We start from the raw sequence: 26890 nt of genomic DNA, 5'->3' as shown, positions 1-26890 counted from the left end.
CGTCTTGGGTACCGCGTCGACGGCAGCGACACTGTGCCGAACTCGCCCCAAGCCTTCACACGACCCCGAAGCCGAACTCGCGTCGCCGACCGGGTGACACCGCCCGCCAGGCGGAGTCGCCGCTCACCTACCTGATGAGCCGCGCGGGCCGGGTGGCGACGTAGAGCAGGTACTCGAGGGGACCGCGCCGGAACAGCCGCGTCCACACGGCCGCCAGGAGTACGGCAGCCGCCAGGAAGCCGAGGAGTACCGGCAATGCGCTCATGGTGTCCCCCTCGGTCGCGGGCACGTACCAGACGTCGGCGAAGAACCAGAGGGCGACGATGTGCAGGACGTAGTCGGTCAGCGCGATCATGCCGACCGCCGCGATGGGACTGGCCAGACGCGTGAGACGCGGCATCCGGTCGGCGACGGTCAGACAGCCGGCCACCACCACCAAGGCGACGCCCGTGTTGCCGAGGATCGAGAAGGACGTCTGGCTGTGCGGTGCGGCGACCAGCAGCCAGGCGGGCGGGACGCCGTTCTCGGGTTCGCCGACGGTGTCGGACCACCATGCCGACGACGCTGGTTCGCCCGTGGCGGCCGCGATGGTGGAAAGAGCGTGCGGGACCAGCCGCAGGGCCAACCAGGAGCCGCCGTAGCCCAACAGAGCGAGCGCCCCGCCCGCAACAGCCAACCGAGACCGGATGCCCGACCGCGAGAGATCCAGCCGGGCCACAGCCATGCCCGCGACGAGGAACGGTGTCCAGGTCAGAACCGGATACGCACCAGTGAACGCTAGTTCGAGAATGCCGTCCGTGCCGCTGATCCGGGCCAGCGGGTCCCAGGCCGTGACAGCGTCTGACCAGGTCCCGTCCTCGATCGACCTCCGTACCGCGTACAGGGCCTGGGGCAGGATCAACGCGCCCGCGGCGGCGATGAGCGCGAGCGTCCGCGCCCGCAACCGGTACAGCGGGAGAACAACCAGGAAGAGCAGTCCGTAGAAGCTGAGGATCACCTCCACCGTTGTGTCGAGAGCGGTCAGGGCGTATCCGAGCGCCAGGAGGACAACGGCCCGGATGACGATCCTGGCCACTGCCTGACGGCCGGAGCGCCCGGTGTGGGGGTGCGGCCGGCCGGTGATGATGACCAGCGAGAAGCCGGCGAGCAGCGCGAAGAGGGCGGAGGAGCGGCCCCGCGCCGTCTCCAGCAGGAACCCCACCGGCCCGCCCACTGTCACGTCGGGGCCGACATGGGCGGAGTACATGCCGAAGACTGCGAGGCCACGGGCCAGGTCAATGCCGATCAGCCGTCCGGTCGACGGCATTGCACCAGCAGGGGCGGAGGGGCGCTCCGCCTCAAGGTCATGCGGCGCCTGCGTGGGCGCAGCCGGCGTTGCGTTCTGCGTCATGTCTTCAGGTCTTGCCAGGCCACCGCCCCACATCACCCGACGCGTTTCCGAAGGCCCCCCGCCAACCTGCCGAAGCCACTCCGGCCGACTGGCTGGGGCCGCGCCGCCAATCGGCGGGAATCGCCTCCGGCCCGACGAAGGACGGCTGCCGCGGTGGTACGCATCGAGTGGCGAGCATGTGAGGAGCGGAGCGCAGGTGATCCGGGTACTGGTGGTCGACGACGAGGCTCTGATCCGCACGGGCTTCACGCACATCCTGAATGCGGCAGACGACATCGAGGTAGTGGCGGCGGTCGACGGCAGCCGGGCCCTGCCCATGGTGCGTGAGTCACAGCCTGACATCGTTCTCCTGGACATCCGGATGCCGGACGTGGACGGCCTCACCGTCCTGGCCGACATCCGCCGCATGCCGGATCCTCCCGTGGTGGCCATGCTCACCACCTTCGACACCGACGAATACGTGGCGACCGCACTGCGCTCGGGAGCCGCCGGCTATCTGCTCAAGGACACCGACCCCGAGCAGCTGCCCTATCTGGTGCGAGCCCTGGCCGAGGGCGGGACGGTGCTGTCTTCCAAGATCACTCGCACCGTGGTGGACGGATACCTCGACCAGGACGGTCGCGAGCCCGCCGCCCGCCTCACCGCCCGGCTGACCGAGCGCGAGCGGGCCGTGCTCATGCTCATGGCCGAGGGCCTGGCGAACACCGACATCGGCGAACGTCTGCACCTGAGCACCGGCACGGTCAAAGGCCACGTCAGCACCGTGCTCGGCAAGCTGCAGGTCAGCAGCCGCGTTCAGGCCGCCCTGATCGCCGAACGCGCGGGTCTGCTGGCGCCGCCCCAGGGCGCGGACGCCCGGTGAAACCGAGAGGACTGTCGGCTGCGCTACTGGACGCCTCCCTGGTCCTGGTCGCGCTGGCGGACGCGTGGGTTCATGTCGACATCGAGGCACTGCCGGCCATGGTCTGGCCGCTCCTGGCCGGCCTCGCCCTTGCACTGCGCCGCCACAGACCGCTGCTGGCCTTCACGCTCACGATCCCCGCCGCCATGACCACCGACGCGGTGTTCGCCACCACGGCCGCCCTGTACGCTCTCGCCTCGTTCAGCCGCCACCGCGTCCTGCTGGCGGGCTGCGCCCTGGCCTACGCGATCACCGACTTCCTGCCCTGGCCGTGGTCGTCCCTGAAAGCCAACGAACTCACCCACGCCGACACGCTGTTGCACCTCACCTACACGTTGGCCACCGCAGCCGCTCCCGTCTTTCTGGGCCAGCTCGTACAGGCGCGCCGCGACCTCTCCCAACGGCTCGCCGAGATCTCCGAGGCCCGCGAGCACGAACGGCTGCTCACGGCCCAGAGCGTCCTCGCACAGGAGCGCGCACAACTTGCCCGGGAGATGCATGACGTGGTCTCCCACCAGGTCAGCCTCATCGCCGTCCAGGCCGGAGCACTCCAGGTGGGCAGCCGGGACGCCGAGACCAGACACGCCGCAACCACGATCCGTCAGCTCAGCGTGCAGACCCTCGAGGAGCTGCGGCACATGGTGAGCGTGCTGCGCGCCTCCGGCAGTCGCCACACAGAACTCACCCCCCAACCGTCCCTCGCCACCCTGGAGCGGCTGGTCGAAACCAGCGGCATCGACGCGGAACTGAAGACGGACCTGCCTGACGACCTTCCTCCCACCATCCAGCGCGCCGTCTACCGCACCGTCCAGGAGGCCCTGACCAACGTCCGCAAACACGCCCCCGGTGCCAGGGCCATCGTCCACATCACTCACGCGGACGGCACCATCCGCACCACCGTCGCCAACAGCGCCCCCACCCGGCCCGCGCTCCTCCTGCCCGGCGCCCATCACGGCCTCATCGGCCTGCGCCAACGCGCCGAACTCCTCGGCGGAACCATCAGCTGCGGGCCGACGCCCGACGGCGGCTACGAGCTCAACCTGGAACTGCCGGCCGCCAACTCGCCATGACCCTGCATGCGGATGAAGGCGTGATGGTCGCGGATGGTGTCCAAGACCTCGGCGAGCTGGCCGCGGGCCGCAGCCGAGCGCAGGTGGTCCAGGTAGTCGCGGGATTCAACGTGAACGTTGATCCCGGTGGGCCTACGCCCCTATGTCCTCCTCCCGTCGGACGGCAAGCCGGTTCGCCTGCCGGGGCCATCGACCGGGTCGACCAGTATGTGGCGTTCGCCGGCTTCTCCTCCAGCGTCTCGACTATGACCCGCTCCACATCGGCATCGGTGTTCTTCCTGGCGACGCCTGACCTGGGCTCGTCGGACAGGCCCTCCAGACCGCGGGCGAGGAAGCGGCTTCGCCCGGTGCGGACCGTGTCCGGAGCGGCCTTCAGCCGCCGTGACACCTCCGTGATCGAATGCCCCTCGGCACACTCCGGAACGATCCGGGACCGCAAGGCCAGAGAGCCTGAGCCGTCGACCGTCGACGCACCCGTCCCTGCAGCACAGCCCGCCGTGCATCCGTCACCGACAACGGCGGGATCAGGTCACTAGGCCTCCGGGGCCAGGGTGTCCACCTGTGCGGTGTCAGTGGTGTCGGCGATGTCGAGCATCTGATCGCCGTACAGGTCCTGCAGCCAGTTGGTCTGGTAGACGGTGTCGAGGTAGCGCTCGCCGAGGTCCGGCGCGATGGCCACCGCTGTGACGACACTCCCGTCATGTCGTGCGAGCCAGTCCGTCGCGGCGCTGACCACCGTTCCGGTGGAGCCGCCGAACAGGAAGCCGCGTCTGGCCATGCGCCGACACATGCGGATGGTGTCCGTCTCCTCCACCTGGATCACCTCGTCCACATAGGACTCGTCGAGCAGCGGCGGGCGCATGCTCATACCGAGGCCCGGGATCATCCGGCGGCCCGGCTCGCCGCCGAACGCCACGGAACCCACGCTGTCCACGGCGACGATCCGCACCGGCCGGTGCCGCTGCCGGAAGTAGCGCGCGCAGCCCATCAGGGTCCCGGTGGTGCCCGCCCCGACGAAAAGGACGTCCACTTCCGGGAACTGACGGGCGATCTCCGGGCCCGTCGTGCGGTAGTGCGCCCACCAGTTGCCCTCATTGGTGTACTGGCTGAGCCAGACGTACCGGTCGTCGGAGGCGCACAGCGCACGGACGTACTCGATTCGCGTGCCCAGGAAGCCGCCGTTGGAGTCCTGGTCGGCAACGATGTGCACCTCGCTGCCGACCGCTTCCATCAGCAGCCTGGTCGAGAGGTTGCACCGGGAGTCCGTCACGCACAGGAACCGGTAGCCCTTGCTCGCGGCGATCACGCTGAGTGCGACCCCCAGGTTCCCGGAGGACGACTCGACGAGGACGGAATCCGGTGCCAGGATTCCGTCACGTTCGGCGCTCTCCACCATCTCCTTCGCGGCCTTCAGCTTGATGGAGCCGGCGAAGTTGAACGCCTCGCACTTCAAATGGAGCGGGTATCCGCAGATCGACTCCAGATCGATGAAGAGATCGCTCTGGTTGAATTCGTACGGAGCCGAAACGACAGGCACGACAGACCTCCTGGTGCCGGGCCGAGGACGACAGCCTCAGCCGTAACGGCGAAGTTCGTGGAAGAAGTCATCGATGAGACGGAGGTTCCCCTCCCGGGACACCTTGTCGTAGACATACTTGCCGACGGCGAGGTCGAGGACGCCGAGCCCGAACGGTGAGAAGACCACCGGCCGGCCGGGTGGTGGTGTGGCGCGCCCGGCCATGACGTCGCTGAGCGTTCCGTTCAGGAAGTCTCGGTTGCCGGTGAGCTGTTCCACCAGGTGGGGCGACGTGTCGGCCTTCAGGCAGTGCTCGACGTCGTCGACGAAGTTGGCCGAGCCCAGCAGGACCTCGGGGGCGAGGTCGCGCAGGGACACGTGCAGGACCAGGGGGTTGTGGCTGAACCAGGCCGGGTCGGTGACGTGTGGCCGGCCGGCGATGGTGGCGAAGACCACGAGGTCGCTGGCGCGGACGAGGTCCTCGGCGCTGTCGTGGACCGTGATCGCTGCTGTGGTGCCGGCCTGCCGCAGATAGCCGCAGAAGCCGGTGGCGCTGCCGGCGGACACATCGTGCACGCCGACCGCCTCGAAAGCCCAGCCGGTGGCGCTGAGGAACGTGTGGATGTAACGGGCGATCAGGCCCGTGCCGAAGAAACCGATGCGGGTGGGGCGGGGACGGCTGCGGCTGAGCCAGTCGGCCGCCAGTGCCGCGGACGCCGCGGTCCTGGTGGCGCTGATGATCGAGCTCTCCAGGCAGGCGAACGGGTAGCCTGTGTCGTGGTCGTTGAGGATGAGCACCGCGGAGGCCCGCGGCAGCCCGGCACTCACGTTCTGCGGAAAACTGGAGATCCACTTCAGACCGTCCACGGGGACCGACCCGCCGAGGGAAGCCGGCAGTGCGATGATCCGCGCAGTGGGACGGTCGGGGAAGCGCAGGAAGTACGACGGCGGGTTGACCGTGTCTCCGGCGTCGTGCAGCCGGTAGGCGGCCTCGACCAGTTCCACGAGCTGCTTCTCGCGCCCACTCAGTGCTTGCTGCACCTGTTCACCGCTGATCACGGCGAAGGTCGGCAGGGAAGCCGGTTCGCGCGTGGCCGGCCGGGTGGCGGTCGGCAGTACGTCGGTCATCGCTCGCTCGCCTCCGAAGCCGGGCAGACGTCGGCCGGCCGGAGGGGCTCGGCCATGCCGACCAGCACCTGCCGCTCTCCGGTGAAGGCCTCTCGGCTGTGCGCGGTGCGGATGTTGTCCACGAGCAGCAGGTCACCGGCCTGCCAGGGTTCGCGTCGGGTGTGCGCCTCGTAGGTGGAGTTGATCAGCTCGACGACGTCCGCACCGATCGGGCTGCCGTCGCCGTAGCGGGTGTTGAACGGCAGTCCGTCCTCGCTGTAGACGTCCACCAGGTACTCGCGCACCTCGGGGGCCAGCGTCCACTCGTTGAGGAAGGCGATCTGGTTGAACCAGCAGCGCCGGCCCGTGAGCGGGTGCCGGACGACGGCGCTGCGGCGCTGCTCCGTGCGCAGTGTCCCGTCGGACTGCCAGGTGAAGTCGATGGAGTTGCTCCGGCAGTAGCGCTCGATCTCGGAGCGGTCGCCGGTGCCGAACGACTCCACCAGGCTCGCCCCGATCTCGTCGTTGTAGGTACGGGTCAGGATCCAGCCCTCGCGCTCGAACCGTTCGGTGAGCCCGGTGGGCAGGGCCCGCAGCACCTCTTCGGCATCGGCCACCGCCGTCGCCCCGCCCTGCTCGGGCGCGGCCAGGCAGGCGAACAGCATCAGACCGGGCACCTCGAGCAGGTAGCTGAGCTCGTGGTGCATGCACATCGGCTGGTTGGCGGGCCAGGTCGTGGACGCGTACAGGCCGAGGCCGTGGGCCTGACGGGGTGCGAAGGCCTCCCTCTCCGCCATCAGGCCGTCGGCCAGACGCGCGAAGACGGCGCCGACCTGGTCGACGTCCCGCAGCCCGAGCCCACGGACCACCAACGCCCCGTGTTCGGTGACCTGCGCGCGCAGCGCCTCGCGGAACTCGGCCGCCCAGCCGGCGGCGTCGTCGAGTGGGTCGACGTGCAGCAGCGCCGGTCTGTCCGGTCGCAGCTCCACATCGAGTGCTGATGTCAGGGATGAGAAGGGCAATTCGGATTCCTTTCGGTCGACCGCCGGGGATGCGACGGGTCTCAGGAGGAGGCAAGTGGTACGACGGTGCTCAGGACGGCCTGTGCCGCCTCGGCCGGACGGGTGCGAAGGAAGTGGTGGCCGCCGTGGGCGAGCTCGTGCAGACTGACGTGTTCGGCCAGGAGCAGCCAGTCCATGTGGTGGTCGGCGTAATCGGCGGTGTGCGGGTCGTCGGCGGCGACGACCACGGTGACCGGCGTGGGAAGCCTCACCCTCGGCGGCGCATCGAGGACCTCGCGGAAGTAGCGGTGTGCGCCGAGGCAGTCGTGCCGGTAGGCCGCACCGATGTGTTCGGCGTGCCGCTCGTTCAGCTCCGCCAGTTCCGTATAGCCGGTGTCCGCGGTCAGCCGCGCCGCGATCTCGGCGTCGCTGCGGCTGTCGAGTTCGCCGATGGCCGTGTGCCGGTCGGTGGCCGTACCGAGCAGGTGCGCACCGAGGAACAGCCGCGTCACGCGCACGCCTCGCTGCAGGAGTCTCCTGGCCGTCTCCATGGCCGGCGCGGCGCCCGAGGAATGGCCCCACAGCATGACCCGGGTCAGGCCGCGCGCCGTGATCTCGGCGGCGACCTGCTCGGCCACCTGCTCGATCGAGGCGAACGGTCCGGGGGGTGCGGCCAGGTTGTGACCGGGGAGCTCCACGGCGAGGACCGCCACTCCGCCGGCCGCCAACGCGCTCGCCATCGGCTGGTAGTTGACCGCGTTGCCGCCTGCGTAGGGGAAGCACACCAACGCGCACTCCGGCACACCGCGGCCGTCCGACAGGGGCACCAGCAGCTCTGGGCGCTCCCGGGCCGTGCCGTCGATCAGGGCGGCCAGGTCGGCGAGCACCGGGTGCCGGGTGATGTCCTTCAGGGACACCACGCGGTCGAGCGCGAGGGTGAGTCTGACCGCGGTCAGGGAGGTGCCCCCGGAGTCGAAGAAGTGGTCCGTGCGGCGAATCTGCTGCTCGGGCACCCCCAGCAGCTCGGCCCAGGCCGCGGCCAGCCTCCGCTCGGTGGGGCTGAGCGGGCCGGCGTCGTTCCCCGCCTCCCTTTCCGGTGCCGACTCCTCGGCCAGTGCGGTCAGGGCCTTGCGGTCGATCTTGCCGTTGGCGGTCAGCGGGAGGCTGTCCTGCCAGTGGAAGGCCGACGGGACCATGTAGGCGGGCAGCGCCGCGCCGAGGGCCTCACGGAGTGCCTGCGGCAGCTGCCTGCTGCCGGAGTAGAAGGCGATCAGCTGCTTGCCGCCGCCGGACCGCTCGGCGACGACCACCGCGCCGTCCCGTACTCCGTCCACCCGCAACAGGCAGTTCTCGATCTCGCCGATCTCGATCCGGAAGCCGCGGATCTTGACCTGGCTGTCCCGGCGGCCGAGGAACTCCAGTTTGCCGCCGGGGTGCCAGCGCCCCCAGTCCCCGCCCAGGTAGAGCCGTTCACCCGGCCGGTACGGGTCCGTCCGGTACGCCTCCCGGGTCCGCTCGGGATCGTTGACGTACCCCCGGCCCACGCAGACACCGGAGAACGCGATCAGCCCCGGGGCGCCGAGCGGTACCAGGGACAGGTACTCGTCCACGACGTAGACGCGCACGTTGTTCACGGGCCGCCCGAGCAGCACCCGGTCGGGCACCCCGTGAAGGATCTCGTGGTTGGTGTCGTCCGACGTCTCCGTCAGCCCGTAGGCGTTGAGCAGAGCGATGCCCGGCTGGACCGCGAACCAGCGCTGGACCAGCTCCCGTTTGAGTGCCTCGCCGGTGACCGACACGCACCGCAGGTCCGGCAGCGTACGCGGATGCTGCTCCAGATACGAGACCACGACCTCGAGATAGGACGGCACGACCTGTGCCACACCGACCCGGCCACGCTCCAGTGTGTCGACGAACCGCTCCACGTCCGTGATCACGTCCTGCTCGACCAGCAGGGTCCGCCCGCCGGCCAGCAGCGGGGCCATGAGCTGCCACAGGGAGATGTCGAAGCACTGCGGGGCGGTCTGGGCCACCACGCACCCCGCGCCGATCGCCAGGTCCTCGATCTTGGCGTGGAGATGGTTGAGCATGCCCGCGTGCTCGCACATCGCCCCCTTCGGCTCACCGGTGGAGCCGGACGTGAAGTAGATGTAGGCGAGTTGGCCGGGGTCGACCTGAACGCCGAGGTCATGGTCGGCGTGCGGTTCGGCGTACGCCGTGTCGACCAGCAGCTTCTCGACTCCCGGCAGGGTGGCCAGCGCCTGGTCGAGGGTGTGGGTGCTGCCGGACTCGGTCAGGACCAGTCGGCACCCCGCTCGCGACAGCGTCGCCGCGATACGGCCGGCCGGGAAGTGCGGCTCGATCGGCAGGTACACGCCGCCCGCCTTGAACACCGCCAGCACCGCTGCCGGCCAGTCGAGGTTGCGCTCGGTGACGACGGCGACCACGTCCTCCCGGCCCAGGCCCCTCGCCAGCAGAGCTCGCGCCAGTCTGTTGGCGCGCCGGTCGAGCTCGCCGTACGTCCACTCCTGCTCGCCGTGCACGGCCGCCACGGCCTGTGGATGCGCCCGCACCCGCTGCTCGAACAGTTCGTGTGCCCGCGCGTCGGGCAGCGGCCGGCGGGGCCCTGCCAGACCTTCCAGCTGCTCCTGAGCCTCGTCCGCCGACAGCAGGCTCTGCCGCGTGTGGTCGGCGTCCGGATCCGCCGTCATGAGCCGCAGCGCCGTCAGGTGGTAGCCGCCGATACGTGCCGCCGCCGCGGCGTCCAGCACATCCGTGCGGTACCGCAGGCGCAGCCTCAGATGTCCGCCCCGGTCGGACCAGCGCACGTGCAGGACACCGTCGTCGGCGTGGGTCTCGTCGGCTCCGATGGGACCGAACACGACCTCGTACGGCGGCTCCGTCAGTCCGAGCTCCCGCCGTAGCTTCTCCACCGGGAACTCCCGGTGCTCCAGCACCTCCGCCTCGGCGTGCTGGGCGGCCGACAGCAGTGCCAGCCAGGACCCCGGGGAGACGGCCGCCCGGCACGGCAGCGGCTCGCCGCGCACACCGGTGGTGTAACCCGTGACCACGTCCGGCTCGACGGACAATGCGGCCAGCACCTTGAGGTGTGCGGCCAGCATCAGAGCGCTGACCGGCAGTCCCCGGTGCCGGACCAGTTCCCGTACCGCCTCCGTCACCTCGTCCGGCACCGCCATCTCGTGCTCGGCCGCTCCCGGCACCGGCTCCCGAACCCAGCGCGGCACCGTGGTGCCACTGCCGGCGGTCAGTACCCGGCTCCAGAACTCCTGGTCCGCTTCCACGCGCGTCCCCATCGAATGGCCTTCCTCAACTCGTCGCTGTTGTGGCGGAGTTGGCTGTTGACGTTCCCCGGCCAACGCCGGTGGACCGGTTGCCGCTCTCCGGCATGTCCACCGCGGGATTGCCGCCCCAGTGTGCGTTCCGAGGGACTTCCTCGCCCTTCATGAGGAAGGAATCGGGTGCCAGCACCGAGCCGTCGCCCATGGTCACCCCGTAGTGCACATGGGCGCCGACGCCCAGCGTGCATCCGGCGCCGAGCGTGGTGCCGTCGGACTTGAAGGTGCCGTCCTCCTGCGAGTGGCACTGGATCTTGCTGCCGGCGTTGAGGGTGCAGTCGTCGCCGATGGCGGCGAGCGTCCGCTCGGTGAGATAGCAGCCGTCGTCGAACACCCTGTTGCCGATGCGCACGCCCAGCAGCCGCCAGACCAGGCTCTTGAAGGGGGTGCCGTTGAAGAGGTTGAGGAAGTGGTCCGGGACCTTCCACAGCCGCTCGTGCCACCAGAAGTACGGGTCGTAGATGGAGCACAACCGGGGGCGCAGCGCACGGAACGATGTGATGCAGCGCTCCACCAGGATGAAGTACACGGTGGAGAAACCGAGTGCGATCGCCAGGTATCCGGCGATCACCACGTGTCCGATCACGCCGTACAGGTCCACCGAGACGAGACCGAACAGGGTGAGCGCGAAGGTGTGCAGCCATCGCACGAGCAGCATGAGCGCCATGGACCGAAGGTTGTAGCGGTTCTTCGCGGCGAGCCGGTGGCGGAGTGTGTCGCCTGTCCTCAGATGGTCGAACCGTGCGTCTCGGTCCACCGTTCGGGGAATTTCGAAGCACGGTGAGCCGAGCAGCCCCACGCCTTCGCGGACCTCGCCGTCGAGGGGAATCATCACCTTGGTCGCGAGCAGGCAGTTGCCCCCCGTCCTGCCGCCTGCGGGATAGGCGATGTTGTTGCCCAGGAAGTTGTGCGGCCCGATCGACACCCTGGACAGCCGGAAGGACGTACTGGAGAAGTCCGCGTTGAGGATCGAGAGTCCGTCGGCGACCATCGTTCCGCTGCCGACGGAGACCAGAAGCGGCGTCTCGTGCTGCACTTCGGTGCCGAAGTTCGACCCGGTCTGCTCGACCCGTGACAGGTCGTACCCGAGTCCGCGGAGGTAGTGCACGATGTAGGAACTGTCACCGAAGAGCCAGGCGAAGAACCTGACGTTCGTCATGCGAGCCGTGGCCCGGTGCAGCGCGTAGTGGAAGCCGTAGAGCGGGTAGACCTGGTCGGGCTTGACGAACAGACCCAGCAGACGCGGCACGGTGCACAGGGCCACCAGCCCCAGGGCGGCGCACCCGAAGAACAGCACGAGGGAGAGCACCAGCGCGTCGGAGAGCAGTTCCGACCGGGACAGTGCGGCCGTCTGCGGGTCGAGTCGCTTGCCGATCGCCGGTACCTCGGTGAACAGCATGTACGCACCGCCGACGACCAGCGGGATGTACAGGAGGAACAGCTGCACCAGGGTGCCGAGGCCGAACCAGGCCCGGCGCGCGGTGCCGCATCCGGCCGGAGCGACCCTGACGTAGTCGATCCGCGTGGGCTCCGCCGGAGATCCGTGCCAGTGCTCACCGTCCGGGACCGCCTGGCCGCGGTGCAGGGCGGACGCATGGCCGAGCTGGGCACCGTGGCCCATCGACGTGTCGATGTCCAGGACGGTCTTCTCACCGACGAAGACATCGCGGCCGAGCGTGATCCGCCCGGTCTGGATGTGTCCCGCGTGGGCCCGGTAACCGAGGAAGAACGAGTCCTTGCGGATCACCGTGCCCGCGCCGATCGTCAGCAGGTCGGTGCAGACCGGGACGGAGTGGGAGAGGATCGTGACTCCCTTGCCGACGTGTGCGCCGAGGGCCCGCAGATACAGCACGTACAGCGGAGTCCCGGTGAAGAAGACCATCGGGTTCGCGTGGAGCAGCGCCTTGACGAGCCAGAAGCGCAGATACGTCAGGCCCCAGACGGGGAATTCGCCCGGTCGCCAACGGCCGATGAGGAGCCATTTCGCGACGACCGGGAACGCACACAGCGCGACGAACCCGATGCCGCCGAACAGCAACGACCGCAGGTAGACGTGCGCGAGGCCCGAACCGGTGGCGATCCACTCGTAACCCGCGGCGGTGACGAATCCGGAGACGAGGGAGTAGCTCAGGAAGACCAGTAACTGGAAGGTTCCGCAGAGAAGATGGTTCCACCGGTGCCCGGCCGGCCCCGGAGTCGGCGACGGCACGTGCGCCGGCGCCGATGGGGCGTCCACCGCGTCGACGCGAGCCGGAGCAGCCTCCCCGAGAGCCGCCGCCAGGCTTCGGATCGTGGGGTGCTGATAGATGTCCCTCATGGATGGGGACGGCAGATCCGCTCTCTTCCGTATCCGCGCGCAGAACTGGGCCATGACCAGGGAGTTGGCGCCGAGATCGGCGAAGAAGTGGCTGTCGACCGGAACGCGCTCAGCGCCCATGAGGTCGGCCAGCGCCTGCGCGAGCTCCCGCTCGGTCTCCGTCCCTCTGGGGGCGGCGTCACTCAGGACGACGGCAGGGTCGTCCGGCTCCGACAGGACCTCTGAGGACTGATCCGCCATGCGCTCTCCTCTGGAACGTGGATGTTCCTGATCACGAACCGGCGGATCCAGTTTGTCTATATAGGGGGCAAGTTGCCACTTATTTCCTTGATTCCACCCTGCGCTCGGTCTGGGAGGTTGGGGCTTTTTCCCTTGTTTCCGGGCTAGGAAAGGGAGCCCGCACGTCATCCACTTGGCGGTCCCCCAGATGCCGCGGAAGGATCCGGCGAGCGCCGTGATCGGGTTGGGCGGCAGCGCCGATCGAGCCGGGCATGGGGCGCCGGTCCGATCCGCCGCCCGTAAGCCGTCGATCGCCTTGCGGTCGAGGCAACTCAGCCGTCGGCCGCCGGGCGCCAGGTGGAGGTGGTGCTCCAGGAGTGAGCGGAGGTGCCGCACCGAGGCGGCAGCCAGGTGGTGCCGCCGGTGCCGCTGAAGGCACGAGGCCGTATGCGCTGAACTGGCATTTTTGCAGTCACGGAGAGCATGCGGCAACGTCAGCTTGTGAACATCGTTGATGGAGATCCCGGCCCGAGTCACATCGAGACCGGCCCGAGTTCGTCACCTGAAAAGCGTTCGTCGCCCGTCGTCCAGCGGCGCTAGCCTCGCCGGTCATGGGAGCACGAGCGCAGTACGTGGTGGTCGAGAACGGCGCCTGGCAGCGGTACTACTCGCACTGGGCCGCCAACCGGGTGGTCGACGATCTGCTGCCCGGTCCGGTCGCGGCGACACGCTGCTTCCGCGCCAACCGGGAGATCGACGAATGGCTCGACGACGTGTGGTGCGAGGGCGCCGCACTCGTCGACCACGACCGCCGGATCCTGCTCTGGTTCGCCTTCGAGGGCAGCTGGGCCGACCACGTGGCCGCCCGCGCCGCACTGGCCCGGACATGGCCCGGCTGGGACGTCCGCTTCGCGCACGACGGCATGGGTGACTTGACCCACCACCTGGGACTCGGCAGGGACCTGACCCGTGCGCCGGGCTGGTTCGAGACCTTCGAGCCCTCCGGGTTCGCGGCCACCGAGTACACCGAGCCCTGCTCTGTCGTCTCCCTGCGCCTGCCCGACGGGAGTGTTCGCGCGTGGGGCAGCGACTGGGAGCCCATCGAACACCTCGCCTCCGGCCCCCGCCTGATCGACCTGCTCGTTGCGTCGCCGGCCACCCCCGCACTCACCGACATGCCGTACGGCGGCGTCCACTTCGACCCTCAGGCACGCACCGTCTCGCTCTGGGCGGTGCAGACCGTGGCCGGCATCCACAACTGGCCGTTGCCGGGCTGGGAGAACTGGGTCCTGGACTTCCACGGCGACGACCACACCCAGCAGGCCGCGCTGCTCCCCGCGGACTTTCCCTTCCCGCAGCCCCCGCTCACGGACGCACTGCGGCGACTCAGCGACAGCCTCGGCACCACGCCGCCCGACCACGGCGCGCTCCTCACCCCCGCCACGGCTGCGCCTGGTCCGCAGGGCACCACCGCCGTGGTGAACCCCGCTGCGCTGGTGCCGCACGAACCGGCCGATCCCACCCCGGCTGAAGTAGCCGAGCTGCGAACGGCGCTCGATGCGCTGCTCGCGGCGGCGGAGGCGGACTGACCGCTGTCCCAAGGACTACCCGCGCCTGCAAGGTGCTCGGCCGGGCGCTGCCACGCGAAGATCCGCCGGACCGGCCGCAGAGCGGACCGAGGTCGCCGAGTTCCTTGTGGAGGTCGGCGCGCCCAGCTCGGCAATCCATGGCTCCCGTACCTGAGCGAGGAGCAGATCGAGTCGGCGGCCTACGCCTTCTATCTGCGCTCGGTGGGCGCCGCCTTCCACCCGGCCAACACAGAGCCGGTCTGCCGCTCGATCAGTTGGCCTTGTCCGAGTCCGGGATGCCGTTCCTGGTGGCTTTCGTGTAGGCCTGCTCGACGGTGAGGCCCTGGTAGGCCGCGGCGGAGGCGGGGAGGCCGCCCAGGGGCCACGGGCTGGCCGGGGCACATTTGACCGTGTCGCCGGCGTTCTCGGTGTGGGCGCCGGTCGTCGCCGCCCCGATGTTCGCCGGGGGCTTGGGGGCCGACGGGACGCCTTTGGGTTTCAGGTCGGGGCCGACCACGACATGGATCGAGGTGATGCCGGAGGCCGTGGTGAGGGAGGAGGACGGCAGGCCGAGGACGGCGGCCACCTGCTGGGCCTCACGCTTGTGGATCGGGTCGGAGGTGGGGTACTCCACCTTGCTCGCGGTCACGGTCGGCGTCGGGCCCCCGCTCACGACGGAGTTGGAGTAGCCCTTGCCGGCCAGCTCGCTCTGCACTGCGGCCGCGCGGCCGGTGATCCCGGTGCCGTTGAGCACGTGGACCTCGACTGTCGACGGGTCCACCGACTGGTCGGTGGAGGCGGTGGCGCCCGGCGTCGGCTTCGACGACGAGGTGGTCGGTGTCAGCGACTGGTCGTTGGCGATCGCGTCGAAGAGCTGCTGCGCGTTCGGCCCCGGCACGAGCCATGCCTTCGGGTTGTAGGGATCCTGGGCGGTCTGCATGGTCGTGAAGGTGATGTGGTCGGCCGGTATGGATCCCAGCGTGTTGGCCAGGGTGACCAGCTTCGTGACGCCGGCGAGCCCGTCGTCCACCGCGAACGCCTTGGAAGCGGCCTCCGCCAGGCTGAAGACGTTCGTGGGGTCGGCCAGCGTGCTGGCGCTCTTCATCTTGTGGATGAGGGCGCTGAGGAAGATGTGCTGGGTCTGGGTGCGGTCCGTGTCGCTCGCGGTGCCGAAGGCGTGCCGGGTGCGCAGGAACTCCAGGGCGCCCTGGCCCACCAGGGTGTGGGTGCCCTTGGAGAGCTTGAGGTGGGAGCCCGGATCGTACACGTTGCCGGTGGTACAGACCTGGACGCCGCCCACAGCGTCGGACATGCTCACCACACCACCGAAGTCCACCACCATGAAGTGGTCGATGTGGACCCCGGTCAGGGCGTTGACTGCGGACACCGTGCAGCCAGGACCGTAGTTCAGACTGTTGGTGATCTGGTCGTGCCGGGGGAAGTGGTACGTCTTCCCGTTCTGCGTGCAGTCCGGGATCTGCACGTCGGTGTCGCGTGGGATGCTCATCACCGTGGCGTTCTTGTGGTCCGCCGAGACGTGCAGCAGCATCTCGACGTCAGCGTGCGGCAGCGACGGGTCCGAGCCGCCCAGGTTGCTGTCCAGCGCGCTGTTACGGGTGTCGGAACCGATCAGCATGATGTTGATCGCGCCGGGGATGACGGCGCCTTTCTGCGGCTTGGAGCCGGTGTCCAGGGCGCTGTGCTTGATGTTGCTGTTGAGCTGGTAGATCCACGCGCAGCCTGCCGCGGCGACGAGTATCACGAAGGCGCCGGCGCCCATGGCTATGCGTTTGGCCCGCTGCCTGGGCTTTTGCTTGCGCCTGCGGCCCGGGGTCGCGCCGTTGTCTCGTGCGGGTCGGCCCGCCGGGTTCAAGGTGTCCTGGGACGTTGTCATGAAGGGCGTACTCCTTGTGGCTGGGAAGTCCGGCTTCCTGGGCGTCGTGGCGCACCTGCGGACGTTCGTGCATGGGTTTGATCACGCTGCGCGGGGAGCCGCCGGCGGCGCCGCGCGGGCATCACCGCACGGCTCGATCCGTGTCGCGTGCCCCCGCCCGTCGGATGGCCGGGCCGGTGGCCGGCTTACTGGGCTGGGCGTCCGGCCTTGCATGGGTCCGCGTCACGGTCCCGGCGCCCACTTGGGGCTCGTCGCGATGGCGATCAGCTGAGCGGCGCTCAGGATCGGCGCGGACCTCACAGGGGCGCGGTCCGGGTACGAGGCGGACGACAGGGTCATCAAGACGTCCATCCCGTCGGATCGCAGCGCGTCGACCACTTGGTACGGGGCCATGCCCGGCTGATGCTGGATCTGCTGGGTGTGGACGAGCGTCCCGTCGGGCAGCGGGGATGTGACGGTCAGCATGTAGCCGTGCTGCTGGCGCAGTTGGTCTTTGACCAGTTGGTGAGCCGAGATCGCCAGCCAGCAGGCCCCCCGTCCGTCATCGAGTTCCACGTACCGCACAAAGCTCTCAGCGCCCGCGGCAGGAGGCCTCCCCGGGGCCACTGTGATGCCGGCGGGCACCAACGCCCTGAACCGCAGGAGCACCGCCTCGGACGACCAGGCCCAGGGGGTGGTGCGGGACACCGCCGGAGGTGAGGCACGTGGCGTGGGTGTTCGGGGCGGTGGCGTCGCTGGGGCCACCGCGACCGTGTGGGGTTCACCGGCAGCGCCGGTCGGGTGCTCCGGTTCCGGCAGCAGCAGGCCGGTTATGCCTCCGGAGAGCAGGACGGCCACGCAGGCGAGCAGGGCCGCCCGCTGCCTGCGTCGGCGCCGGCCCCGGCGTACGCCTTCGGAGAGGATCACGAGCACATCGGGCTTGCACGAACTCAGCTCCGCTCGGAGCGTGTTGGTGAAGTCTTCCTCGATCGGCATGGCGCACGGCTCCAGAAGAGGGAGGAGGGGACGGGTCGGACAGCGTTCAGTGGTGCGCGAGTTCCGTCAGATCGCAGCCGAGCAGCTCGCGCAGTCTGCCCAGAGCCCGCATGCTGCGGTTGCGTACCGCCCTGGGGCGTATCTGCAGGATGTCCGCGGTTTCTTCGACGCTGCGGTCCTCCCAGTACCGCAGCAGCAGGACCGCCCGGTCCCAGGGCGACAGATGCCCCATCGCGTTCAAGAGCGTCACCCTCAACGGCGCGTCGGCCTCGGCGGGCGCGGGCGGCTCCGGCACAACGGACGTCGGCAGTTCGGCGCTGCTACGGCGACGACGGTGGGTGAGGAACGTGTGCACCAACACCGTCTGGGCGTACGCAGCAGGATTCTCGACCTGCCCCATCCGGGGCCACCTGGCGCAGAGGCGCCCCAGGGCCTCCTGGACCAGGTCCTCTGCCAGGTGCTCGTCGCCGCTGCACAGCACACACGCCGAGCGGAACAGCGATCCCGAACGCGCTGCCGCGAACGCGAGGAAGCTCTCTTCGTCGCGGCGCCTCATCCAAGATCCTTTCGATCGGCTCACTGTAACGACGCCGCGAGCGTCCCTCCGCGTCCCATCTTCGTCGAAAGAATCTTCAGATACTCGCAAGCACCCCTCGGGATGAGTCGCGCACGGTGCGCAGAGCAAGGTGCCGCCGACCGACTCCGCGCTCGCCTCACCTCACCGCCCACCCCGCAGACCGGCGCAAAGCGCACCTAACGGAACTCGGCCAGCCTGGGCCGCAGCCCGAGCAAGGACAGCAGGGCAGCCGCCGCAAGCGAGCCGCCCGCCCAAGGCAGCAAGCCGCTCACCATTGCGCGGCCGTCCCGGACGGAGGACGTGAAGTGGGCACGGTTGATGTCCGTCACCTGGTCCAGGGCGGCCATCCATGCTCCGAAGTGCGCGTTGGAGGTGTCCGGTTCCCAGCCCATGCAGAATTCGGCCGCCTCGCGCTCCTTGCCGGAGGCCATCAGTGCGCGGATCCTGCGGTCGTCGCGCTGGTAGACGGCGTAGGTCTCCACCGTCTTCTCGGCCGCGGCCCGCTCTCCGGGGAAGGTGATGTTGTCCAGCTCGCGGCGGAACTCGCCGGTGAAGCGCAGGTCTCGGTGGTCGGCCTCGTACGCCTGCCAGGTGGTGCTCAGTTCCGAGTCGTACGTGGAGAGGGTGGCGCCCTTGAGGCCGTACAGCGCTTGGGACTTGGCGAGGAACGAGTCCGCGTACTGCTCGCGGCGTTGCGGGTCGAGCAGGTAGCGGCTCTCGTCGGCGTTGGCGTCGTAGGCGATGGCGCGGGCGCGGGAGAGGGCGACGACGGAGTCGAAGGCGTCGTGCCGGGCCACCCGCAGGTGTTCGGCGGAGGCCGACAGCATCCCGGACCCGAGGATCACCGCGAGCAAGGTGCAGACCGTGGCGGCCAGCACCCCCGGGTTGAGGACGCGCCGGAACACGCGGGCCAGATACCACTGCAGGGCGCCCAGCACGGCCAGCAAGAGCACACCCAGGACCAGGACGGTGACGAGTTGCGCGGAGAGGGTGGATCGGGCCGAGGCGTACTCGGCGTCGAAGGCCGCGTTGTTCGACGACACCAAGGTGTTGGCGGCGGGCACGAGTCGGGTGCGCAGCAGGTCCGTCGCGCGGCGGTGGTCGGTCAGAGCGGCCGGTCTGCCGCCGGCATGGCCGTCGTTCTCCAGGGCCCGGCCTATCAGCTCCTGGTACTCGGCGAAGTCGTCGGTCAGCGACTCCACGGTCTTCTCGTCGGACCCACTGCCCTGCGCGGCGACGGCGAGCGCACGCAGATCGTGTCCGATCTCGCGCCGGGAGGCACTGTAGAAGCCGACCGCCTTCTGGTACGGGGTCTGCAGGCGTCCCTTCCCCGCGTCGCCGTTCGACAACAGGATGTTGGCGGCCTGGGCGTCCATGTCGTTCAGCGCCAGCTTGAGATCGGCGGCGCTGGTGGTGCGGGGAGCGTCTCGGTCGGCCACGCTGCTCCAGGTGCCGAGGGCGGCGAGCCCGGCCACGAGCAGGAGCCCGGCGAGGGCGGCGGTCAGAAGGACCGTGGCCGCGCGCAGAAGACGCAGCCGTGCGGGCACGGTGGCCCAGTAGCGGCGGCGCAGAGCGGCCCGCGCGGCCACGGCCTGCCGCGACAGGCGCCGTCCCGGACCCGGTCCGGCCGTCCGCGAACCCCCTCGCTGCCGCGGTCCGGGGCTGCCCCCGCGCGGGGCGGCCACCGCACTCCGTGGCGCTGCGCCTTCCTCGGTCCGAGGATCCTGCGCCGACCCGGCCGTGAGCGTCACGGTCCCTCCAACGTCACACCACGGACGGTCGCCCGTCCCCCGTTGATGATCAGTCTGCGGCGGGATTCGGCCACCGGCGGCGCACGTTGACGGGTCCCTGATGGTTCCTCAGCCTCGTTTGACGGCACTTTGACGTCCGGGGCGCAGACGCCGTATGGGTCGCGCAAATTCCCCGCCCGGCACGACAACTGTCGCCGCACACAGGGCTAAATTCGCTGTCAGCCGCCGGTGGGGGCCGCGGGCGTCAGCGGCCCCCACGGCTGAGGAGTCGTCACTCCGAAGCGGCGCGACGGCGGTGTGGTGCGTGTCAGAAGAGGCAGGCACCCGCGCACGATGTTGTCGTCGTCCCGTGCCGACGTCCGTGCGCCACCGTGTGGTGCCGGGGCTCCGGCACCACACGGACCGCGGCCGAAGTCCCCGTCTCCCCCCAAGACACGAAGGTGTCCATGTTTCCCGCTGCCCCCGAACAGGCCCCGCCGACACGCCTCCGGGGCAGATCCCGGACCGGACCGGAGGGAGGGGCTCGCCGCCGGGCCCCGAGTGGACTGTTCGAACCCGCCCAGCTCATCCGCTCCTTCCCCGAGGCGCTGCGCAAGCTGCACCCGCGCATCCTGGTGAGGAACCCGGTGCTGTTCGTCGTCTCCGTCGGCGCGGTCCTCACCACGCTGTCGGCGTTACTGCACCCGGCCGTCTTCACCTGGGTCATCAGCACCTGGCTGTGGCTGACGGTCGTCTTCGCCAACCTCGCCGAAGCCGTCGCCGAGGGCCGCGGCAAGGCGCAGGCCGAGTCGCTGCGCAAGGCCCGCACCGACACGGTGGCACTCCGCCTCCTGCACTGGAACTACGGTACGAACCTCGCCACCGCCCGCACCGAGGCCGTCGCGGCCACCGATCTGAAGCCTCTGGACGTGGTGCTCGTCGAGGCGGGCGAGATGATCCCGGCCGACGGCGACGTCGTCGACGGCGTGGCCGCGGTGGACGAGTCGGCGGTCACCGGGGAGTCGGCGCCCGTCATCCGGGAGGCGGGCGGCGACCGGAGCGGTGTCACAGGCGGTACCACGGTCCTGTCCGACCGGATCGTCGTCCGGGTCGGTGCCCGGCCCGGGCACAGCTTCCTGGACCGCATGATCGCGCTGGTCGAAGGCGCCTCCCGGCAGAAGACCCCGAACGAGATAGCGCTGAACATCCTGCTGGCCTCGCTGACCGTCATCTTCCTCCTGGTGGTCGTCACCCTCCAGCCGATGGGCGAGTACGCGGGCGCCGCGCAGTCGACGACCGTGCTGGTCGCCCTCCTTGTCACGCTCATCCCGACCACGATCGGCGCCCTGCTCTCCGCGATCGGCATCGCCGGCATGGACCGGCTGGTGCAGCGCAACGTGCTCGCCATGTCCGGCCGTGCGGTCGAGGCGGCGGGCGACGTCAACACTCTGCTGCTCGACAAGACCGGCACCATCACCCTCGGCAACCGCGAGGCCGCCGCCTTCGTCCCGCTCCCCGGCATCGACGAACGTCAACTGGCCGACGCGGCCCAGCTCTCCTCACTGGCCGACGAGACGCCGGAGGGCCGCTCCGTCGTCGTCCTCGCCAAGAACGGGTACGGCCTGCGGGCACCGGCCGAGGGCGAGTTGGCGAACGCCCGTTGGGTGGCCTTCAGCGCGCAGACCCGGATGAGCGGTGTGGACCTGCGCTGGGGGAACGGGGCCGTCTGCGCCATCCGCAAGGGCGCGGCCCGGCAGGTGATCGAGTGGGTGCAGATGTACGGCGGCCAGGTGCCGCCCGAGGCGCGGCTCCACGCCGATGCCGTGGCCGCCTCCGGGGGGACGCCGCTGCTGGTCGCGGTGCACGACTGGGACGGGCCGCGTGTCCTCGGCCTGATCCACCTCAAGGACGTCGTCAAGGACGGCATCCGAGAACGCTTCGCCGAACTGCGCCGCATGGGCATCCGCACGGTGATGATCACCGGCGACAACCCCCTGACCGCCCAGGCGATCGCTGAGGAGGCGGGCGTCGACGACTACCTGGCAGAGGCCACCCCCGAGGACAAGCTCGCCCTGATCAGACGGGAGCAGGAGGGCGGCAAGCTGGTCGCGATGACCGGTGACGGCACCAACGACGCGCCCGCCCTCGCGCAGGCGGACGTCGGCGTGGCGATGAACACCGGTACGTCGGCCGCCAAGGAGGCCGGCAACATGGTCGACCTCGACTCCAACCCGACCAAGCTCATCGAGATCGTCGAGATCGGCAAGCAACTCCTCATCACCCGAGGGGCCTTGACGACCTTCTCCATCACCAACGACGTGGCGAAGTACTTCGCGATCATCCCGGCGATGTTCGCGGGTTCGTACCCGGGACTGGAGTCGCTGAACGTGATGGGCCTGCACAGCCCGACCTCCGCGATCACCTCGGCGATCATCTTCAACGCGCTGATCATCGTCGCCCTGATCCCGCTCGCCCTGCGCGGGGTGCGTTACACCCCGTCCTCCGCGCACGACCTGCTGCGCCGCAACCTGCTCGTCTACGGCCTCGGGGGTCTCGTCCTGCCGTTCGTGGGCATCAAGCTGATCGACCTGCTGATCTCGGGGGTGCCCGGCCTCGGGTGAACCGCGTCCAGCCGCCTGGCTCGCTCGTCAAGGTCCCGTATGCGCACGTCAGGGCCCCGTCAGAGAACGGCGTTCGGCGTCGTGAGCCGCGCTGACCGGAAGCGCCCGCGTCCCGCCGACGCCGCTTTCCGTGACCCGAGGGGCGCCGTGATCGGCTCCGGCGCCCCTCGTTCATCCTTTCTCACCGCACGTCCACCGCCCCTCGCGGGGCCGCATCGGCGTGCCCGCAATCCCGGATGGGATCATGTCCAACTCCACACTTTCGTCCCGTACCGTCCTGGTGACCGGTGCCACCTCCGGCATCGGCCACGAGACCGCGCGGCAGCTCGCCGAGCGCGGCGCGACCGTGCTGCTGCACGGCCGTACCGCCGAGAAGGCGCGCGCGAGCGCCGACCGCCTGATCTCCTCGGCCGGCGTCGACGGCGGTCAACTGTGCACCTGTGCGGCCGACTTCGCGCGCCTGGACGAGGTCGAGACCTTCGCGCGCAAGGTGGTCGCCGAGCACCCGCATCTCGACGTCCTCGTCAACAACGCGGGATGGCCGCCCCCGAGCGGCACACCGTCACCGCCGACGGCAACGAGATCGCCTTCCAGGTCAACTTCCTCGCCCACTACCTGCTGACGTGCCTGCTGGAGCCGGCGCTCACCAGCGACCCGGGCGGCCGGGTCGTCAACGTATCGTAGAGCGGGAGCAGGGCCGTGTCGCAGACGCCGGGGTGGACGGAGACGGCGGTGACGCGCGGGTCGGCCGCGAAAACCGTGAGGGCGGGCTGGGACTGGGCGTAGCCCACCAGGGTGTCTCCCCCGCCGAGGGCGCCGCCCACGTCGTGCGGCTCTGCGATCCGGCCGTCGAGATCGTCAACGGCGCCTACTACGACCGCGACGAGCGCGTCGACCCGGCCCCGGCCGCGACCGAGGACCGCACGATCCGCCGCCTGAACAAGCTCGCGGACCTGCTGGTCGGCCGCACCGCCTGAAGAACAGTCCCCGGAAGCGGATCCCGTTGCCCTGCGCTCGGACATGGTCGGGGGACGTGCGGGTGCCCCGGGTGCGGGCGGTGGTGTTCGCCATGGGCCTGGTGATGCGCACCGGCACCGGGCTTCACCGCCTTCCTGCCTGGAAGCGCGAATCGATGGGCAACAGGAGAGCGGAGCTCTCGCGGAGGAGCCGCCCCGGGCAATGACCCGAGCCTGCCGCGGAGCGGCACGGTGACGCAATGGATTCTGTCTCCTGGGGTCGTCTGCGGGCCCGGGCATCACGGTGGCGAACCCGGGTGCGTCACCTGCTTGCCCGGCGGTGACCGTGGTGGCCAGAGGACGGGCGTGCGTGTCGCCGAGCTCGGCACCCGGTGGAATCCACGGGGACGGTCCAGATGCTCTCCACCGCCCCGTCGACGGCCCACCGCAGCAGCCGCTCGTGGGCGGCCTCGAAGGAGCCGAGCTCCGCGGGCGTGGCGCAACCGGACAGATGACTTCCGATCAACCGCATCAACTGCCCAGTCCGTCAAAGAGACACCTGCGCCCCGGGCCCGGCACCGGAACAGCGGCATGCTCGGCGTTTTGGCCACCGCCGCGCCATCCCCCCGCCCTTGCGCCGCAAGGGTCGATGCAGTCCGCACGCTCCGACGCGCCCTCAACCGCGGGGTTACCGACACGACCGAAACACATGTGTTCGAAATTCCGGCTGATTCGTTGAACCGCACGAACCAGCCGCACAACCGTCAAGGGGGATGGCGTTGACTTCGGCCAATACACCAGCACAACCGACTGGGCACGACCGCAAGGGCGCGGCGGCTGCCGACCCCGGCTCTCCGGGCTCCGAGCCGGCCCGTGCCGCGAGGCGGCGCCCTGTGACGAGGTTCTTCCGACGCGTGCAGATGGCCGAGCCGGAGGTCTCCGACGCCGAGCTGGAGCTCTTCGGCGGCCCTCTGCGTTACGACTTCGGCTGGTCGGAACACGAGCGTGCCCGGCTCGACTTGACGATGACGTCGGCTCTGCGCTCCATGCCCAGGCTGGTCGGGGCGACCTTGCGGATGGCATGGCAGGCGGACCGCCGCGCTCTGCTCACGGTGGCCGTCAGCGAGATCGGGCAGGGCGTCGCCGCGGCCGTCGGGTTGCTCGCGGTCAACGCCGTCATGCACGCGCTGCTCGGCTCGGGCACCCCTGCGCAGCGGCTGCAGGCGGTGCTGCCGGGCCTGCTCGCCGCCGCCGGAGCTGCCGTGGTCAACTCGGGCCTGGCCGGATGGTCCACCTCGCGGGCGGGCCGGCTGGAGCCGTTGGTCGAGCGGATCGCCACGACCCAGTACCTGGCCGCCGCCGCGTCGGTGGAGCTGGAGGCCATCGAGGACCCGGAGTTCCGGCGGCTGATCGACGTCGCCCAGTACGGCGCCGGATCCGCCCGTCGCATGATCGGCGCCTGCGTGGCCGCGCTGAACGGGACCATTTCCCTGATCTCCACGGCCGGCGTGCTCACCATCCTCCACCCGGTCCTCCTGCCGATGCTGATCCTGATCGCGGCGCCGCGCGGCTGGGGTGCGATGCGGGTGGCGCAGGAACGGTACGTGTCGGTGATGAGCTGGATCGAGCACGTGCGGGCCAGTCGCCTCATCGGCAACCTGCTGACCGAGCGCACCGCCGCACAGGAAGTGCGCATCCACGCCGTCGGGCCGTTCCTGCTCAGCCGCTACGAGCGTATGGCCGAGAGCGCCGAGGCCGAGCAGGAACGGCTGGCCGCCGGCAAAGCCGTCACCGAGTGGGTGGCCGCCGCGCTGTCCGGCCTCGCCATGGCGGCGACGTACGCGGCCATGTTCTTGCTGATCATGAGCGGGCACATGAGTCTGGCCGTGGCCGGGACCGCCGTCATCGCCGTCCGGTCCGGCTCGGCGAGCCTGGGCGCGCTGGTGATGAACGTGAACCAGCTGCACGAGGAGTCCCTCTACGTCCGCGACCACGCCCGGTTCCTGGACGAGGCGGCGCGACGCACCATTCCCAGCGGGGGAGATCCCGTCCCGGCGCAGGTGAAGCAGGTCGTTCTCGACCGGGTCGGCTACCGCTACCCGGACCGGGAGACTCCGGCCCTGAACGGGGTCTCACTCACGCTGCCCATGGGCTCGGTCACCGCCGTGGTCGGCGAGAACGGCTCCGGCAAGAGCACTCTGATGAAGGTGTTGTCGGGCCTGCTGCTGCCGCAGAGCGGGACCGTGTGGTGGGGTGAGGCCGACGTCGCCTCCCTCGAACGCTCCGAAGTCTTCGACCGCGTCGCACTGCTCACCCAGGACTTTCAACGCTGGCCTGTCACGGCGGCGTTGAACATCCGGATCGGCCGGCCGGCCCGGCAGGCCGGTCCCGAGGACCTGCAGCCGTCCGTGGACTATGCGGGTGCGGGACCGGTCATCGCGAAACTTCCCGACGGCCTTCGAAGCCTGCTCGCCAGGATGTTCCGCGGTGCCAGTGAACTGTCCGGCGGCGAGTGGCAGAAGATCGGGCTCGCCCGGACCCACTGGCGCAGCTCCAGCTCGGATGCCGACGGCGTGCTCATCGTGGACGAGCCCACCTCCGCCCTCGACCCGGAGGCCGAGATCGCCGCTTTCGACCGCATCCGCCGGCTGGCGGCCCCGAACCGGGCCGTCGTCCTGGTCACCCACCGCATGTCCGGCGTCCGTCACGCCGACCGCATCTACGTCCTGCACCACGGACGGCTCGTCGAGCACGGCAGCCACGACGAACTCATGGCCGCCCAAGGGCGCTACGCCTCGATGTTCGAGGCGCAGGCCGCCCAGTACGCCCCCGCCGGCACCATCCCCCGCCCCGGCTCCCCCACCGTCCCGGATCCCGCATGACCCGCTCGAACGGCCCGGGCGTGACGACGTCACGACCCGCACGGCCTGGGCTGGGGGTGACCCAGCCGCTCGCTCGCCCGGGCAGCCAGACGCTGCCACGGCCGTTCCAGCCGCCCGGCACCGCAGCGCCTTCTCTGGTGCTGTCCCTGCTTCTCAGCCTCCGCCGGCCCACCAGGACAGGGCCCCGGCCGTCCCGCCCGCTCACAGAAGGAGCCGAATGACGACCACCCCAGCCACCGCCGACCACTGGGAGCCGCTCTGGTCCGGCGGACGCCGGTACCGGGAGGTCACCGGCACCGAGGCCGCGCTGCTGGCCGACCATGTCGGACCGGGCCGCGGACGCCCGGCACTCGACATCGGCACTGGCGAGGGCGCCCTCGCCCGCCACCTCGACCAGCTCGGATACCGCACCACCGGCATCGACTTCGCACCCAGCGCCATCGCCGCAGCCCGGAACACCCCATGCCCCCAGCACGGCGATGGGCCGGCCTGGCGTGTCATGGACTTCGCCACGGACGACCTGCACTCCCTGCCCGATGCCGCGTATGCGGTCGTCACCTGCCGCCTGGTCTACCGGTGGATGGACGACAAGCCGGCCTTCCTCGGCCGCGTCCGGCAGATCCTCGCCCCCGGCGGGACCTTCTGGGTCGTCACCGAACTCGCCGGCCGCCGCGAGGCCGGTGATCCCCGCCGGCACCTCGGGATCAGCGCCGCCGAGGCCGAGATCCTCACCGCGGGCTGGTCCGTCGTACGCACCGCCGATCTCGACGTGCTGCGGTGCTACGCACTCCGCCCCTGAACCTGGGAGCC

The 26890-nt window shown here is 70.1% G+C and carries 17 protein-coding genes and 3 pseudogenes; 8 read left to right on the top strand and 12 right to left on the bottom strand.

The window, feature by feature from the left end; genetic code table 11:
* Positions 1-127: 127 nt before the first annotated feature.
* Positions 128-1390 (bottom strand): DUF418 domain-containing protein, encoded by a 1263-nt coding sequence (locus tag ABT288_RS17230; RefSeq protein ID WP_450857705.1) that lies wholly within the window; start codon positions 1388-1390, stop codon positions 128-130.
* A gap of 196 nt (positions 1391-1586) precedes the next feature.
* Here ABT288_RS17230 and ABT288_RS17225 point away from each other — a divergent pair, with 196 nt between their 5' ends.
* Entirely contained in the window at positions 1587-2252 is a 666-nt protein-coding gene (locus tag ABT288_RS17225; RefSeq protein WP_351608003.1) for a response regulator, read from the top strand.
* The gene (locus ABT288_RS17220) at positions 2249-3361 is read left to right on the top strand and encodes a sensor histidine kinase (RefSeq protein ID WP_351608001.1); all 1113 of its coding nucleotides are present in this window, start codon (positions 2249-2251) and stop codon (positions 3359-3361) included. Before ABT288_RS17225 ends, ABT288_RS17220 begins: the two co-directional genes overlap by 4 nt.
* Here the strand turns inward: ABT288_RS17220 and ABT288_RS17215 are convergent.
* The 6 genes from ABT288_RS17215 to ABT288_RS17190 form a co-directional block, all read right to left on the bottom strand.
* On the bottom strand, positions 3327-3749 hold the full coding sequence (locus ABT288_RS17215) for a helix-turn-helix domain-containing protein (protein WP_351607998.1): 423 nt from the start codon (positions 3747-3749) through the stop codon (positions 3327-3329). The two genes, ABT288_RS17220 and ABT288_RS17215, sit on opposite strands and share 35 nt — an antisense overlap.
* Positions 3750-3893: 144 nt before the next feature.
* On the bottom strand, positions 3894-4898 hold the full coding sequence (sbnA, locus tag ABT288_RS17210; protein ID WP_351607997.1) for a 2,3-diaminopropionate biosynthesis protein SbnA: 1005 nt from the start codon (positions 4896-4898) through the stop codon (positions 3894-3896).
* Between the two features lie 36 nt (positions 4899-4934).
* Entirely contained in the window at positions 4935-6005 is a 1071-nt protein-coding gene (gene sbnB / locus ABT288_RS17205) for a 2,3-diaminopropionate biosynthesis protein SbnB (protein ID WP_351607995.1), read from the bottom strand.
* On the bottom strand, positions 6002-7006 hold the full coding sequence (locus ABT288_RS17200; protein ID WP_351607994.1) for a TauD/TfdA family dioxygenase: 1005 nt from the start codon (positions 7004-7006) through the stop codon (positions 6002-6004). The genes sbnB and ABT288_RS17200 overlap by 4 nt, the downstream gene beginning before the upstream one ends.
* Positions 7007-7047: 41 nt before the next feature.
* Entirely contained in the window at positions 7048-10299 is a 3252-nt protein-coding gene (locus ABT288_RS17195; RefSeq protein ID WP_351607991.1) for a non-ribosomal peptide synthetase, read from the bottom strand.
* A 13-nt stretch (positions 10300-10312) separates the two neighbouring features.
* Positions 10313-12898, bottom strand: a complete 2586-nt coding sequence (locus tag ABT288_RS17190) for a Pls/PosA family non-ribosomal peptide synthetase (protein WP_351607988.1) — start codon at positions 12896-12898, stop codon at positions 10313-10315.
* Between the two features lie 590 nt (positions 12899-13488).
* On the opposite strand from ABT288_RS17190, the gene ABT288_RS17185 reads away from it, so the two are divergent.
* Positions 13489-14466, top strand: coding sequence for a hypothetical protein (locus ABT288_RS17185; protein WP_351607986.1), 978 nt, complete (start codon positions 13489-13491; stop codon positions 14464-14466).
* A 250-nt stretch (positions 14467-14716) separates the two neighbouring features.
* On the opposite strand, the gene ABT288_RS17180 is transcribed toward ABT288_RS17185, so the two are convergent.
* The 4 genes from ABT288_RS17180 to ABT288_RS17165 all read right to left on the bottom strand — a co-directional run bounded on the left by ABT288_RS17180 (position 14717) and on the right by ABT288_RS17165 (position 19480).
* Positions 14717-16339, bottom strand: a complete 1623-nt coding sequence (locus tag ABT288_RS17180; RefSeq protein WP_351607983.1) for an LCP family protein — start codon at positions 16337-16339, stop codon at positions 14717-14719.
* A gap of 222 nt (positions 16340-16561) precedes the next feature.
* Positions 16562-17314 (bottom strand): hypothetical protein, encoded by a 753-nt coding sequence (locus tag ABT288_RS17175; RefSeq protein ID WP_351607980.1) that lies wholly within the window; start codon positions 17312-17314, stop codon positions 16562-16564.
* Between the two features lie 46 nt (positions 17315-17360).
* Positions 17361-17870, bottom strand: a complete 510-nt coding sequence (locus ABT288_RS17170; protein WP_351607977.1) for a SigE family RNA polymerase sigma factor — start codon at positions 17868-17870, stop codon at positions 17361-17363.
* A 197-nt stretch (positions 17871-18067) separates the two neighbouring features.
* Entirely contained in the window at positions 18068-19480 is a 1413-nt protein-coding gene (locus ABT288_RS17165) for a GlnX family signal transduction membrane protein (protein WP_351607974.1), read from the bottom strand.
* Positions 19481-20088: 608 nt separating this feature from the next.
* Here ABT288_RS17165 and kdpB point away from each other — a divergent pair.
* From kdpB to ABT288_RS50260, 3 genes and pseudogenes are all read left to right on the top strand, one after another.
* Positions 20089-22242, top strand: coding sequence for a potassium-transporting ATPase subunit KdpB (gene kdpB / locus ABT288_RS17160; protein WP_351607971.1), 2154 nt, complete (start codon positions 20089-20091; stop codon positions 22240-22242).
* A 244-nt stretch (positions 22243-22486) separates the two neighbouring features.
* Positions 22487-22920, top strand: a pseudogene (locus ABT288_RS17155) (SDR family NAD(P)-dependent oxidoreductase); the annotation flags it as partial.
* 107 nt (positions 22921-23027) lie between these two features.
* Positions 23028-23219: pseudogene (locus ABT288_RS50260) on the top strand (SDR family NAD(P)-dependent oxidoreductase); the annotation flags it as partial.
* 276 nt (positions 23220-23495) lie between these two features.
* On the opposite strand, the pseudogene ABT288_RS17145 reads toward ABT288_RS50260, so the two are convergent.
* Positions 23496-23691, bottom strand: a pseudogene (locus ABT288_RS17145) (hypothetical protein); the annotation flags it as partial.
* Positions 23692-24091: 400 nt separating this feature from the next.
* On the opposite strand from ABT288_RS17145, the gene ABT288_RS17140 reads away from it, so the two are divergent.
* Positions 24092-26080, top strand: a complete 1989-nt coding sequence (locus ABT288_RS17140) for an ABC transporter ATP-binding protein (RefSeq protein ID WP_502972764.1) — start codon at positions 24092-24094, stop codon at positions 26078-26080.
* Positions 26081-26297: 217 nt separating this feature from the next.
* Positions 26298-26879 (top strand): class I SAM-dependent methyltransferase, encoded by a 582-nt coding sequence (locus tag ABT288_RS17135; RefSeq protein WP_351607965.1) that lies wholly within the window; start codon positions 26298-26300, stop codon positions 26877-26879.
* Positions 26880-26890: the final 11 nt, after the last annotated feature.

This window comes from Streptomyces sp. NPDC001093, from assembly GCF_040298985.1.
Classification (GTDB): Bacteria; Actinomycetota; Actinomycetes; order Streptomycetales; family Streptomycetaceae; genus Streptomyces.
This window is presented reverse-complemented; position numbering and strand designations above follow the sequence as displayed.